Below are 12,926 nucleotides of genomic sequence, written 5' to 3'. Positions count from 1 at the left end.
CTTAAATTGCCGCAATTTAAGATCATCTCGGGGAACCCGGCACAGGCCGGAATTGACGACGGGACGGATGATCAATGGCATCGCGGGCGAAACGCCAGCCAAGGATTGAACCGACATTCGGGGAAGACAGCAGCAGCCTGCTCGACCTGCGCCTCGGGCCGCAGGACAGAACCGCTGCGCCTGCGTCGAAATCCGGCTCCAAACCGAAAAGCCGCAAGGCAGGTTCCACGAGCCGGAAGAAGACCGGACCCAAAAAGTCCGCGAAGTCGCAGAGCGGCAAATCCCGGAGCAGCACAGGCAACCGTCGCGGCGGCAGATCCGGCGCGAAGCGGCGCAGCCGGAAACGCAAGTCGAGGATCCGGATCCCCGCTTTCGTCGGCAGGATTTTCAAGCGGGGGGTCTACTGGAGCGCCGTTGCCGGGATCTGGTGCGTCATCGCGGCGGTCTGCGTGATCGGATACTACGCAGCCTACCTGCCGCCAACCTCGGAATGGCAAGTGCCGGCGCGGCCGCCCAACGTCAAGATCGTTGCGCTTAACGGCGACCTTCTGGCCAATCGCGGCGATACGGGCGGTGAAGCCGTGCGCCTGGAACAACTGCCGCCCTATCTCCCCAATGCCGTCATTGCCATTGAAGACCGGCGGTTCCGCTCGCATTTCGGGATAGATCCGATCGGCCTCGCGCGCGCGGCCTATACCAACTTCACGTCGGGCCGTGTCTCCCAGGGCGGATCGACGCTGACACAGCAGCTCGCGAAAAACCTGTTTCTGGAACCCGACCGGACGATAAAGCGGAAAATCCAGGAGCTGGTGCTCGCCTTCTGGCTGGAAGCGGAATACTCGAAAGACGAAATCCTGGAGATGTACCTGAACCGGGTCTATCTCGGCTCGGGCGCCTATGGCGTCGATGCGGCGGCGCGCCGCTATTTCGGTAAGTCCGCACGGCTGATGACGGTAGCCGAGGCGGCAACCATCGCCGGCCTGCTGAAAGCCCCGTCACGGTATTCGCCCGCCCGCAATCCGGATCTTGCCGAGGACCGTGCGCAGCTGGTGTTGGCGGCGATGCACGAGGAAGGCTTCATCAGCTCGAACGAGGCCAAGACGGCCATCGCCGCACCCGCCAAGGCGATCCGGCGGCACACCACCGCGAGCGAAAACTACGTCGCCGACTATGTCATGGATGTGCTGCCGCATTTTGTCGGCTCGATCGAAGGCGACATCATTGTCGACACGACGATCGATGCCTCCATGCAGCAGGCCGCCGAAGGCGCGCTGCGGGCCGCACTTGCCGAAAACCGTCAGAAGCTCGGCGTCACCCAGGGCGCGATCGTGACCCTCGACACCGCGGGTGCGATCAAGGCAATGGTCGGCGGAGCGGATTATGCAAAGAGCCAATTCAACCGGGCAGCCTACGCGAAGCGCCAGCCCGGATCGGCATTCAAGCCCTTCGTCTATCTCGCAGCACTTGAAAACGGCATGACGCCGCAAACCGTACGGCAGGATCAGCCGATCACCATCGGCGGCTGGTCCCCCAAGAACTACACCAAGGAACACTACGGCCCGGTCACGCTGACCAGATCGCTGAGCCTGTCGATCAACACCGTTGCGGCGCGGCTGGCCCATGAAGTCGGCGCGGGAACGGTCGCGAGTACGGCGAAGCGACTGGGCGTCACGTCCGATCTCAACAAAAACCTTTCGCTCGCGCTCGGGACATCGGAGGTCACACCGCTCGAGATCGCGTCCGCCTATGTACCGTTTTCCAATGGCGGCTACGGTGTCCTTCCGCACATCATCCGGCGGATCAAGACTGTCGACGGAAAAACGCTCTACTCAAGGTCCGGCGACGGACGCGGGCGCGTGGTTCAGCGGCGCGATGTCGGCAACATGAACCTGATGATGTCCGAAACGCTGCTGACGGGAACCGGGCGCAAGGCGCGGCTCGACAGCGGGCGCCCGGCCGGCGGCAAAACCGGGACGAGCCAGGATTTCCGAGACGCCTGGTTCATCGGCTATACCGGCAACCTGACCACTGCCGTCTGGTACGGAAACGACGACAACTCACCCACGAAGAAAGCGACCGGGGGCAGCCTGCCCGCGGCAACCTGGAAAGCGGTGATGGATGTGGCGCATCAGGGCCTGCCCGTCGCCGATCTTCCGGGCGTGCCGAACCTGCCCGTCAGCATGGCTGCACCGCGCAAGCCGCAGGAACAGGGCCAGCCGCAAAACGCGGTCAGCTCCGGGCGACATCCGATTCCTCCCGGCTCCATCGGCGGAGGGGATGGCGAGGCAAGCGGCGGCAACGGCGAACGGCGGGGCCCGCTCGGTCTGCTGCGTAACATCTTCGGCGGTGGTTAGTCCCTACGCGGTTACCGGACCCGGTTCGATGCGCGCGGTCCAGTCATAAATGCGCCGCGCGGACTCTTGCCCAGACATCCCGGTCGTCTCCAGCTTCAGCAGATACCGGGCGTCACTTCCGGCCAGCGGCTTTGCCTGTTGCTGGTTTCGGCGGGCCATGTCTGGATCGCGCGGTTTGCGCATCCCGTCACGGCTCGGGTCACCGATACGGCGGATGTTCTCTTCCAGATCGCAAGAAAGATGCACGACGCAGAACGGCGGCCGTGCCTTCCCGAGTTTCTGCAGTTTACACCACTCGGCCTCTCCCCAGTCGCTGTCGCCTGCGATCACCGTCGTGAACACGACCGGTGTTTCATCGGGAAGTTTCAGCACCAGGTCGTGCGCGATTTCCTCTACGCGTTCAACAGCTTCGCGAAACGCGGGCGTCTTGAATTCCGTCAGCGCGAACGCGATGTTGTAAACCGAGTGAATATCAAGAAGTTTGCCGCCAAGGATGTCAGCAAGCGCGCGGCCGATCGTCAGAGCATTTTCCGACCAATTTGAATCATTTGATGCGGATATCCGGTTCACTCGGCCAGGCGGGTCACGAAGCGCGATGCGGTGCATCGTGCAAGTGGCACAACGCAGCCGATGGGCTGGATATCCTCACCCTTTGTGGAACGCATTCAAGCGACAAACATCAAGATTGGCCGGGCCCTTTTCCGCTCTGGCGTCGTTGGTTCACCCTTGTGGTGGGCAACACCACGGCGGGCGAACCGTCTCGCCAGCGCGAAAAAGGGCCTCGGTCAAATGATCCAAATTGGTCGGAAAATGCTCTAGTTTCCCGACGCCGGGATATCCGTTCAAGACAATGATCATAGGCCTATCGATACGGAAGCGGATCAGCAGTCGTGGCTGAAGGTGAAAACGAGCGTGTCCGTCTTGACCCGGCCGGTCGGGCGGCATTGGTTGTAGACTTCCCGTGTTCCGGTCACGGTCACCTGCAGCTGGTCACCCCTGACCGGCCCTTCGACATAATATTCCAGGGGCGAGCCGGGGCAATATTTTGAAAAGACGCGGGCAGTCCCCGAATACCAGTTGCCGTTCTTGACGCCGTTGAATAGCAGCGTGCCGCGCTGCACTCCGGCGGCCCTGAGAACGTCGCGCGGAATTTCATAAGAGAGCCATCGCTGATTTCCCTGCGCCTGGAGCCTCATGATGGAGCCATTGTGGTTCCAGCAGCTGTCCGCCAGCGCCGGGCCGCTCACCGGCACCAGCAAAGCCGACAGCAAGGCTGCGCCGGAAACGGTTTTCATTGCTCTTGAGAAGATTTGCATGACGGGCTCCTGAACATCGTGACGCAAGGGAAGCATACCTTTGCGAAGATGCACAGCCATTCGAACAGCGACGCCCTGCCGGCGTCAACCGAATCCATGAAGGCAGGTGCCGTTTTCCTTGAGCCAGACGCGCGCCGTCGGCGTCTGGGGAGCCAGTTCCTCACACAGGCGCCAGAACCGGGCCGAATGGTTCATTTCCTTCAGATGCGCGACTTCATGCGCGGCCACGTAGTCCAGGATTTCGGGGGGTGCCAGGATGAGGCGCCAGGAAAACGAAAGCTTGCCGTTAGACGCACAGGAACCCCAACGGCTCCTGGTATCGCGAACGCTGATTGCGGTGATCTTCCTGCCAATCCTGGCGGCGTGAAACTGCGCCCGGACAACCAGATCCTTCCGGGCTTCGGACTTGAGCCAGTTCGTTGCCTTGCGCGGAACATGATCATCGGCACCTGGGACGAACAGGGCCGGCGCACCGTCCTCGCCGACACCCGCCGACACGAGGCCGCGCAAGGTTCCGGTCGGCAGGATGCGATGGTCGACACCGCGAAGGGGAAAGACGTCGCCCGGCGCGAGGCTGACATGCTGCGGGCGGTCCTGCAGCCGTTCGACAAGCCAGCCGATGTGCTGACGGGCAAAGTGCTCCGCGCGCCTCAGATCCCCGCCCCTGGGCACCGTCAGGACGGGACCGGAACTGTCTGCCGGAAGACGCAGCAGATAGCGCTGCGCGCGCGGGTTCGCGCGCAGACGGATCCGGACCGCGCTCGTGTCCGTTTCGATGTCGATGTGGTCCGGCAAGTCTTTCTTGCCGCGTCGCAGGAGCATATCGCGCAGTCCGGTCGAATCACTTGTCGACGAGTCTAGAGCTTTTTGGCTTTCTGAAAAATGACGAAAGCGGCGCTTTTCAAGCGCCGCTTCCGGTCAGGCCGTCCCGTGACGGATCTGGGAGGAGGAGTGGTTCAGGAAGGCGCTGCTTCGCTTCCGCCACTCGACCGGCCACGGTTGGCCATGAAACGATCGAATTCTTCCTGGTCGCGCGCCCGGCGCAATTCACGCAGGAAATCGTCGAAATCGGCCCGCATCGCATCCAGTTTTGCGCGCTCTTCCTCGAGGCGTTTCAGTTCACGCTCGCGGTAATCATCAAACGCGACATTGCCGGTCCGGGCATAGGCAGTGGTGTTTGACATCTGTTCGAATGCTCCCTTCAGCTGGCTTCCGCGCCATTGGTCCCTGGCGTCGCGCGCCATGCCCTCGAAACGGTCGCCCCACAGAATATAGGCCAGCATGGCGAGGCCGAGCGGCCAAAACACCACAAACCCAAGCACCATCAGGCCGATGGTCACAGGCGTCCAGGCAGGTTTAATCATGCAACTCTTGGTCGTCGTCATCATCCTATCCATTTAAGACATCCACGCACTTCAGGTGGGCATTGCGGAGGCCAGCTTCAAGGATTTGTGATGATCGTCACAAAAAGAATCGGCTTCGAAACAATATCGCCGCACACATGAAAAGCGCCGTTAAGTCTCTGTATTTGTTATGGATTAAGGCGATTTATGGAAAGCGCCCAAGGGCCGTTCCCAAGATACGAGATTTTCTGGTGCTGCGCTCGTTCCCATGCGTACACATCAAAAAAAGGCGCCGCGAGGGCGCCTTTTTCAAATCCGCTCAGCTGACCCTTTCGGAAAGCTTTCGAGCCTGCTCGATCCACTTGTCGCGCTCGATCCGGCCCCGGAAATCGAGTTTGCCGTCCAACGCTTCGATCTGCTCAGCGGTCAGCCCGGCGATCTGCCAGAAATGGAAAATGCCGGCTTCGTTGAGCGTCGATTCGAGCTTCGGCCCGACGCCGCTGATTTCCTTGAGATTGTCCGCCGCCCCATCAGGCTTCGCGAGCAGGATATCCTCGAGCGGCCGGGGTGCGGGCGCCTTTTTCGCCTTGGGTTTGGCGGTGCTTTTGGGCTTTGCCTTCGCCGGCGCTTTCGGCGCTGCCGCTGCCTTGACCGGGGCCTCGGCCTTTTCCGGCGCTTTGACGGCTGGTTTCTTCGGCATGCCGGCGCGGTTCGAACGGATAAAATCCATCACGCGCGGCGCGATTTCAGACCGCCAGCGCGACCCGTTGAAGACACCGTAGTGCCCGACATTCGGCTGCTCGTAATGCGCTTTCATGTCGTCCGGCAGGCTTGTACACAGATCGTGTGCGGCGCGTGTCTGCCCCCGGCCGGTAATGTCGTCCTTCTCGCCTTCGACGGTCAAAAGCGCGGTGCGCCTGATCTTGGTGCAGTCAACGATCCGGCCATTGTGTTCCATCGTTCCCTCGGGCAGGGAATGCTTGATGAAGACCGTTTCAACGGTCTGCAGATAGAACTCGGCGGTCAGATCCATGACCGCGAGATATTCGTCGTAGAACTCGCGGTGTTTTTCCGCGTTGTCGCCGTCGCCTTCAACCAGATGCTGGAAAAACTCGCGGTGCGCGGTCATGTGACGGTCAAGGTTCATGCTCATGAACCCGGACAGCTGGAGAAAGCCCGGATAGACATCGCGCATGAAGCCGGGATGCGGGAACGGAACCTTCATGACGACGTTGTTCTTGAACCAGTCGATGCCCTTGGACACCGCAAGGTCGTTCACGGCGGTCGGCGCGACGCGGGTGTCGATGGGTCCCCCCATCAGCGTCATCGTGGACGGAACGTAGGGATCCTCGCGATCTTCCATGACAGCGACGGCTGCCAGCACCGGAACGGATGGCTGGCAGACACCGAGCACATGCGCGTCCGGTCCCAGGAAATGCAGCATGGAAATGATGTAGTCGATGTAGTCGTCCAGGTCGAACTTGCCTTCCTGGATCGGCACCATGCGCGCATCGATCCAGTCGGTGATGTAAACGTCGGCGTTGGGCATCAGGGCGTCCACCGTGCCGCGCAGCAGGGTCGCGTAGTGCCCGGACATCGGCGCAACGATCAGGACTTTCGGATCGTTGCGGTGCGACGTGACACCGCGTTCGAAACGGATCAAGTCGCAAAAGGGACGGCTCCAGACAACACTCTCGCGCACCGGAACCCGAACGCCGCCGACGGTGGTTTCCTTCAGGCCGAATTCCGGCTTGCCATACCGGCGCGTCGTGCGCTCCAGAACTTCGCAGCCGGCAGCGATCTGACGGCCAAAACTCGTATGGGTCCAGGGATTCAAAGGATTTTGAAAATAAAGCCGCATCATGTCGGCAACCGCCCGGTACGGCGCCATTGCTGCATGATTCAGCTCATAAAGATGATAAAACGGCAATGACGCGTCTCCCTGGTTTACGAAGCCGCCGCCCGCCCCCTTGACGAAATTTGTATACATTCTTTCGCGGCCCGCTTGTTATGGCACCATCTATTGCATCGCAACAGGATAGCCAGCCGGGCAACCGCCTGCAATACTGCTATTTGCTATGTTAAACGGGAGCTAAGCCAATCAATGCATTGGAGAACTCGTTTCGGCGCCGAACATATTTGCGCTGCGAAAGCCAGATAGCTCATTTAAATCAATTTGGTAGAATTAAGGACGGCCCGAGCGCACCGGCGTCAGGCAGCAAGGTCCGCGACAACCGCATCGAGCACGAAAAAGCCTTCACGCGTCGCCCGCACCCGGTTTTCCCCGATTTCTTCCACCATTCCATGCTCCAGAAGCGCCTTCAGACGGCGCGGATCGACGGACCGGTGCGAGAACGTCTCGTAGCGGCCGAGGTCGATGCCTTCCTTGAGGCGCAAACCCATGAGCAGGAATTCGTCGCCCTGCTCCTCTTCGTTGAGACCGGCGTTTTCGATCAGTCCGTGACCCGCGCGCTCGACATTTTCCAGCCAGGTCTCCGGATGACGTTCGGTCGACGTCGCCAGGCGGGTTGCGCCGGCGGTGACGCGCCCGTGCGCGCCCGGTCCGACGCCGACATAGTCGCCATACCGCCAGTAGACCAGATTGTGGCGGCACTCTGCGCCGGGACGGGCATGATTGGAGACTTCGTAGGCGGGCAAACCGGCTTCGGCCGTCACCTCCTGGGTCAACTCGAAAAATTCGGCCGCCAGATCGGGTTCCGGCATGTCCAGCTTGCCCGCCTGATGTAGCGCGTAAAACGGCGTGCCGTGCTCGATCGTCAGCTGGTAGAGCGACAGGTGATCGGCGGCAAGAGAAATCGCCTCCTGCAACTCCGTCTTCCAGCCGGCCAATGCCTGACCGGGGCGGGCGTAGATGAGATCGAAGGAGAGCCGCGGAAATGTCGCGCGGGCAGTCTCCACAGCTGCGCGGGCCGTGTCGGCATCGTGCAGCCGTCCAAGCAGTTTCAGATCCCTGTCCTGCAGGGACTGGACACCAAGCGAGACGCGGTTGACGCCCGCCGCGCGATAGCCCCTGAAGCGCTCTGCCTCAACAGAAGACGGGTTGGCCTCCAGCGTGATCTCGACACCGTCCTCAAGGGTCCAGCGGTCCGCAACTGCCTCTAGGAGACGCTCGACCGTTGCCGGCTCCATCAGCGATGGCGTTCCGCCGCCCAAAAAGATCGATTGGACGCTCTTTCCGCTGGTGAGTTCGGCAAAATGGGACAGCTCCCGTTCGAACGCGGCAGCGAAACGGGCCTGGTCGACGGGCTGATGGCGCACATGCGAATTGAAGTCGCAATACGGGCACTTGGCCGCGCAGAACGGCCAGTGAATATAGATCCCGAATCCAGCTTCGTTTGCCTTTTGCGCTGTCACGTCGGCTATCCCTTCAGGCAGCCTTCGGCAAACAGCGTGAACGCACGGGCGCGGTGCGACAACGGCTCCCGGTCGTCCGACAGACCGTGTTTTTCTTCCGGAGACATTTCGCCGAAGGTGCGGTCGTGCCCGTCCGGGCGGAACATCGGATCGTAGCCGAAGCCCTCCGTGCCACGCGGCGGCCAGACGACATCGCCCTCCACCTCGCCCCGGAAAAACTCCGTGTGACCATCCGGCCAGGCAAGGCACAAAACGGCGACAAAGGACCCGCGGCGGTTGGTTTCCTGTCCGGACGAAACGGTCTGAAGCTTTTCCTCAATCGTCCGCATCGCCATTGCAAAATCCTTGTCGGGACCCGCCCAGCGCGCGGAATAAATGCCGGGATCGCCCCCCAGGGCGGCGACGCAAAAACCGCTGTCATCCGCCAGGGACGGCAGTCCGGAGCCTTCGGCGGCCGCGACCGCCTTAAGGGCCGCGTTTGCTTCGAACGTGGTTCCGGTTTCCTCGGGCTCCGGCAGGTCGAGCTCGCCTGCCGAGACGACGTCGAAGCCGTATGGCGCAAGCAACTCGTTGATTTCTCTAATCTTGCCCTTGTTGTGGCTTGCGACGACAAGGCGGCCGGGTTCGAGTTTGCGATGGCTCATCAGCATGGCCCCTTACAGAATCGCCATCTTCTGCAGGTCCACAAGGCGGCCAATGCCCGCCTTCGCAAGACCGAGCAGCTGGGTGAACTCATCCTCCGAGAACGGTGCACCCTCGGCGGTTCCCTGGATCTCGACGATCCCGCCGGATCCGGTCATCACGAAGTTCGCGTCCGTTTCTGCGGTGCTGTCCTCCGCGTAGTCCAGATCGAGCACGGGTGCGCCCGCGTAGATCCCGCAGGAAATCGCGGCAATGTGATCCTTCAGCACGTCACCGGACACCATGTCGCGCGCGCGCATCCATTCGATACAGTCGCGGAGCGCCACCCAGGCGCCCGTGATCGACGCGGTCCGGGTGCCGCCATCCGCCTGAATGACGTCGCAGTCCACCGAAATCTGGACTTCACCGAGTGCTTCGAGATCGACGACGGCGCGCAGCGAGCGTCCGATCAGGCGCTGGATCTCCTGGGTTCTGCCGGACTGCTTGCCGGCGCTCGCTTCGCGGCGCATACGATCGCCGGTCGCACGCGGCAGCATGCCGTATTCGGCCGTGACCCAGCCCCGGTTCTGGCCACGCAACCAGGGCGGTATGCGCTCTTCGAGGCTGGCGGTGCACAGCACATGCGTATCGCCAAACTTGACGAGGCAAGACCCTTCCGCATGCTTTGAAACGCTGCGCTCCAAAGTCACCGCCCGGAGCTCATCGGCTGCGCGTTTTGACGGACGCATGAAATTTCCTTTCGACTTTCCCTAGCGGATTACCTTCGCCTGGAAACGACCGTTTCCTGCTGATCTCCTGCGCCTTGTAGACCTCAAATTCGCCTGAGGTAAAGGGCCAGCTTCCCGTCGGGCCCATTTTGCGCCTATATCTTGGGTGTAAGACGAAAAACGTCCAACAATCGCAGTGTGCATTTGGAGAAGACACCTTGAGCCTCAGCGACCTCGACAAGAGATCCCGCGAGATATTCCGCTCGATCGTGGAAACCTATCTGGAAACCGGAGAGCCCGTCGGCTCCCGCAACGTGTCGCGCAACCTGTCCATGTCGCTGTCGCCGGCATCGGTGCGCAACGTGATGTCGGACCTGGAACACCTGGGCCTGCTGCATTCGCCGCACACGAGCGCCGGCCGCCTGCCGACAGAGATCGGCCTGCGCTTCTTCGTCGACGCCCTGCTTGAGGTCGGTGACCTCACCGAAGACGAACGCCAGCAGATCGACGTTCAGGTCCGCGCCTCGAGCGAGGCGAACTCGACGGAACAGGTGCTGACCGAAGCCAGCCAGATGCTGTCCGGGCTGTCCATGGGTGCCGGTGTGGTCATGACGCACAAGAGCGACATGCGCCTGAAGCATATCGAGTTCGTCCGGATCGAACCGTTGAAAGCGCTCGCCATTCTGGTGAGCGAGGACGGGTCAGTCGAAAACCGGATCATCGACTTGCCGGCGAATTTGCCTGCGTCCGCCCTCGTTGAAGCGACCAACTATCTGAACGCGCAGATCCAGGGGCGCACGCTCTCCGACATCAAGGGGGAGCTGGAAAAGGTCCGCGACGCGGATCAGGCAGAACTCGACCAGCTCAGCCAGAAGGTCATCAATGCCGGGCTCGCCGTTTGGGGCGGCGAGACAGCCAACGACCCTGCGACACTGATCGTGCGCGGACGCTCGAACCTGCTCACCGACCTGGACGCGGTCGAAGACCTGGAACGCATCCGCCTTCTGTTCGACGACCTGGAGAACAAGAAAGATCTGATCCAGCTTCTGGGTCTCGCCGAAACCGGTGACGGTGTGCGCATCTTCATCGGCTCGGAGAACAACCTGTTCTCGCTTTCAGGCTCGTCGCTCGTGGTCTCGCCGTACAGGGACAGCAATCAGCGCATCGTCGGTGTTCTCGGCGTCATCGGCCCGACGCGGCTCAACTACGCGCGGGTCATTCCGATGGTCGACTACACCGCGCGCCTGGTCAGCCGGATCCTCAAGTAGGCACCACAAACAAATCTGTTCGACCCCGACTTCGCAGGACTTCAGCATGCTTTCGCCCGCAGAACTTGAACGTTACGCCCGTCATATCGTCATGCAGGAAATCGGCGGCGGCGGGCAGCAGAAGCTCAAGAAGGCGCGCGTGCTCGTGATCGGGGCGGGCGGGCTCGGAGCCCCGGTCCTGCAATATCTCGCCGCTGCCGGTGTCGGAACGCTCGGCATCGTCGACGACGACACCGTGTCACTGTCCAATCTTCAGCGCCAGGTCATTCACGGCACCGACCAGCTGGGCGAGCCCAAGGTCGCGAGCGCGGCCGAAGCGATTGCCCGCCTCAATCCGAATGTCAACGTGGAGCCGCATCCCACACGGTTCGGTGGCCACAATGCGCTCGCCCTGGTGTCGGACTATGACCTCGTCGTGGACGGGTCGGACAATTTCGACACGCGCTACCTTGTCTCCGATGCCTGCTTCTTTGCCCGAAAGCCTCTGGTGACGGCGGCCGTCGGCCAGTTCGACGGGTCGATCACCACGCTCAAGCCCTTTGAGCAGAATACCCAGGGCGAGGCCAACCCGACTTACAGGTGCCTGTTCCCGCGTAAACCGCGCGACGGGCTGCTGCCGACCTGCGCGGAGGCGGGCGTGCTGGGTGCGCTGACCGGCATCATCGGCACCATGCAGGCGATGGAAGTGATCAAGGAGATCACGGGAACGGGCGAAGGCCTGGTCGGGCGCATGATCATGTTCGATGCAAGGAGCTTCCGGATGGAAACCATTTCCTACAAACGCTCCGCGAAAAACCCGCTCAACGGGTCCGACCCGAAAAGCTGGGCGGCGCTCCTGGAAGAGGCCTGAGGGTCAGCGGTCAGGTAATCGGCACGACAATTCGGAGAAGGAAGCCATGGCGACTGTAAAACTGATGACGGATGCGGAAGCGGAAGCGATCCCCGAAGTCAAAGCCGTGTTTGACGACATCCGCGCGACCCGCGGGTCCGATTTCATCAACAATGTCTGGCGCGCGCTGGCACAGGACCCGCCGGGCCTTGCGCGCACCTGGGCGCATGTCAAATCGGTGATGGCGGCGCCCGGCGCCCTCGACCAGAAGACACGCGAGATGATCTATATCGCGGTTTCAGCTGCAAACGGATGCAGCTACTGCGTTCACTCTCATACCGCGGCGGCCCGCGCGAAGGGCATGAGCGATGACGAACACGGTGAACTGCTGCAGATCATCGGGCTGGCCGCCATGACCAACACGCTGGTCACGTCACTGCAGGTGCCAGTCGACCCGGAGTTCGAGGTCCGCTGACAGCACCGTGACAACAACCGGTCAAAAAAACCCGCGCGGAGCCAAGCTCCACGCGGGTCCTGAGTAAATCGGATTGTGCCGATTAGTTCGGCTTCGCCGCGCCTTCGCCCTGTCCGGTGGCCTGTTGCTGCGCCATGTTCTGACGGTACAGCTGGGCAAAATCGATCGGATCGAGCATCAGCGGCGGGAAGCCGCCGTTGCGGGTCGCTTCGGCGAGAATGTTGCGTGCGAACGGGAAGATCATCCGCGGGCATTCGATCATGACGAAAGGATGCATGTGTTCGGACGGAACGCCGGTCAGCTTGAAGAGGCCCGCATAGACCAGTTCAACATTGAACATGACCATGTCGGGACGTTCGGCCTTTGCCGTCAGCGTCAGGACAACCTCGAACTGGTCATCGCCCATCTGCTGGGCACCGACGTTGACATTGATGTCGAGCTTGGGCTGCTCGCCCTGGGTCAGGGCACGTGGCGCGTTCGGGTTCTCGAAAGACAAGTCCTTGATGTACTGACCCAGGATATGCATGCCGGGTGCAGCAGCAGCGCCTTCCGTCTGCGGCTGTGCGCCGCCGTCATTCGTATCGGTCATGTTGTTTCATTCCGTTTCGCGGTGCTGA

General features: G+C 61.6%; 13 protein-coding genes. 4 read left to right on the top strand and 9 right to left on the bottom strand.

What is annotated here, in order from left to right:
* Window positions 1-74 precede the first annotated feature (74 nt).
* A complete protein-coding gene (locus ACO07N_RS07905; protein ID WP_421980496.1) occupies window positions 75-2,354 on the top strand; it encodes a transglycosylase domain-containing protein in 2,280 nt (759 codons plus the stop codon).
* 3 nt (window positions 2,355-2,357) lie between these two features.
* Here the strand turns inward: ACO07N_RS07905 and ACO07N_RS07900 are convergent, their stop codons facing one another.
* From ACO07N_RS07900 to rph, 8 genes are all read right to left on the bottom strand, one after another.
* On the bottom strand, window positions 2,358-2,924 hold the full coding sequence (locus ACO07N_RS07900) for a hypothetical protein (protein ID WP_421980495.1): 567 nt from the start codon (window positions 2,922-2,924) through the stop codon (window positions 2,358-2,360).
* A gap of 311 nt (window positions 2,925-3,235) precedes the next feature.
* A complete protein-coding gene (locus ACO07N_RS07895) occupies window positions 3,236-3,670 on the bottom strand; it encodes a hypothetical protein (RefSeq protein WP_421980494.1) in 435 nt (144 codons plus the stop codon).
* Between the two features lie 84 nt (window positions 3,671-3,754).
* The gene (locus ACO07N_RS07890) at window positions 3,755-4,492 is read right to left on the bottom strand and encodes a M48 family metallopeptidase (RefSeq protein ID WP_421980493.1); all 738 of its coding nucleotides are present in this window, start codon (window positions 4,490-4,492) and stop codon (window positions 3,755-3,757) included.
* A gap of 134 nt (window positions 4,493-4,626) precedes the next feature.
* Window positions 4,627-5,067 (bottom strand): DUF2852 domain-containing protein, encoded by a 441-nt coding sequence (locus ACO07N_RS07885; protein ID WP_421980492.1) that lies wholly within the window; start codon window positions 5,065-5,067, stop codon window positions 4,627-4,629.
* A 265-nt stretch (window positions 5,068-5,332) separates the two neighbouring features.
* Window positions 5,333-7,003 carry a polyhydroxyalkanoate depolymerase gene (gene phaZ / locus ACO07N_RS07880; protein WP_421980491.1) on the bottom strand — a complete coding sequence of 557 codons (1,671 nt, stop codon included), beginning with the start codon at window positions 7,001-7,003 and terminating at the stop codon, window positions 5,333-5,335.
* 221 nt (window positions 7,004-7,224) lie between these two features.
* Window positions 7,225-8,388, bottom strand: coding sequence for a radical SAM family heme chaperone HemW (hemW, locus tag ACO07N_RS07875; protein WP_421980490.1), 1,164 nt, complete (start codon window positions 8,386-8,388; stop codon window positions 7,225-7,227).
* 5 nt (window positions 8,389-8,393) lie between these two features.
* Entirely contained in the window at window positions 8,394-9,032 is a 639-nt protein-coding gene (gene rdgB / locus ACO07N_RS07870; RefSeq protein ID WP_421980489.1) for an RdgB/HAM1 family non-canonical purine NTP pyrophosphatase, read from the bottom strand.
* Window positions 9,033-9,044: 12 nt separating this feature from the next.
* Window positions 9,045-9,758, bottom strand: a complete 714-nt coding sequence (gene rph / locus ACO07N_RS07865; protein ID WP_421980488.1) for a ribonuclease PH — start codon at window positions 9,756-9,758, stop codon at window positions 9,045-9,047.
* Window positions 9,759-9,955: 197 nt separating this feature from the next.
* Here rph and hrcA point away from each other — a divergent pair, with 197 nt between their 5' ends.
* Genes hrcA through ACO07N_RS07850 form a run of 3 tightly spaced genes read left to right on the top strand, consistent with a single transcriptional unit; the run spans window position 9,956 to window position 12,309 of the window.
* On the top strand, window positions 9,956-11,005 hold the full coding sequence (gene hrcA, locus ACO07N_RS07860; protein ID WP_421980487.1) for a heat-inducible transcriptional repressor HrcA: 1,050 nt from the start codon (window positions 9,956-9,958) through the stop codon (window positions 11,003-11,005).
* Window positions 11,006-11,051: 46 nt separating this feature from the next.
* On the top strand, window positions 11,052-11,855 hold the full coding sequence (locus ACO07N_RS07855; RefSeq protein ID WP_421980486.1) for a HesA/MoeB/ThiF family protein: 804 nt from the start codon (window positions 11,052-11,054) through the stop codon (window positions 11,853-11,855).
* 46 nt (window positions 11,856-11,901) lie between these two features.
* Complete coding sequence (locus tag ACO07N_RS07850; protein WP_421980485.1) at window positions 11,902-12,309, top strand: carboxymuconolactone decarboxylase family protein; 408 nt, start codon at window positions 11,902-11,904, stop codon at window positions 12,307-12,309.
* Window positions 12,310-12,391: 82 nt separating this feature from the next.
* Here ACO07N_RS07850 and secB read toward each other — a convergent pair whose 3' ends face one another.
* Window positions 12,392-12,898: a protein-export chaperone SecB gene (gene secB / locus ACO07N_RS07845; RefSeq protein ID WP_421980484.1), complete on the bottom strand. Its 507-nt coding sequence runs from the start codon at window positions 12,896-12,898 to the stop codon at window positions 12,392-12,394.
* Between the last annotated feature and the right edge of the window lie 28 nt (window positions 12,899-12,926).

It is taken from the genome of Roseibium sp. (genome assembly GCF_965229775.1).
Classification (GTDB): domain Bacteria; phylum Pseudomonadota; class Alphaproteobacteria; order Rhizobiales; family Stappiaceae; genus Roseibium.
The sequence above is the reverse complement of the archived record's forward strand: the minus strand, read 5'-3'. Positions and strand labels throughout refer to the sequence as shown.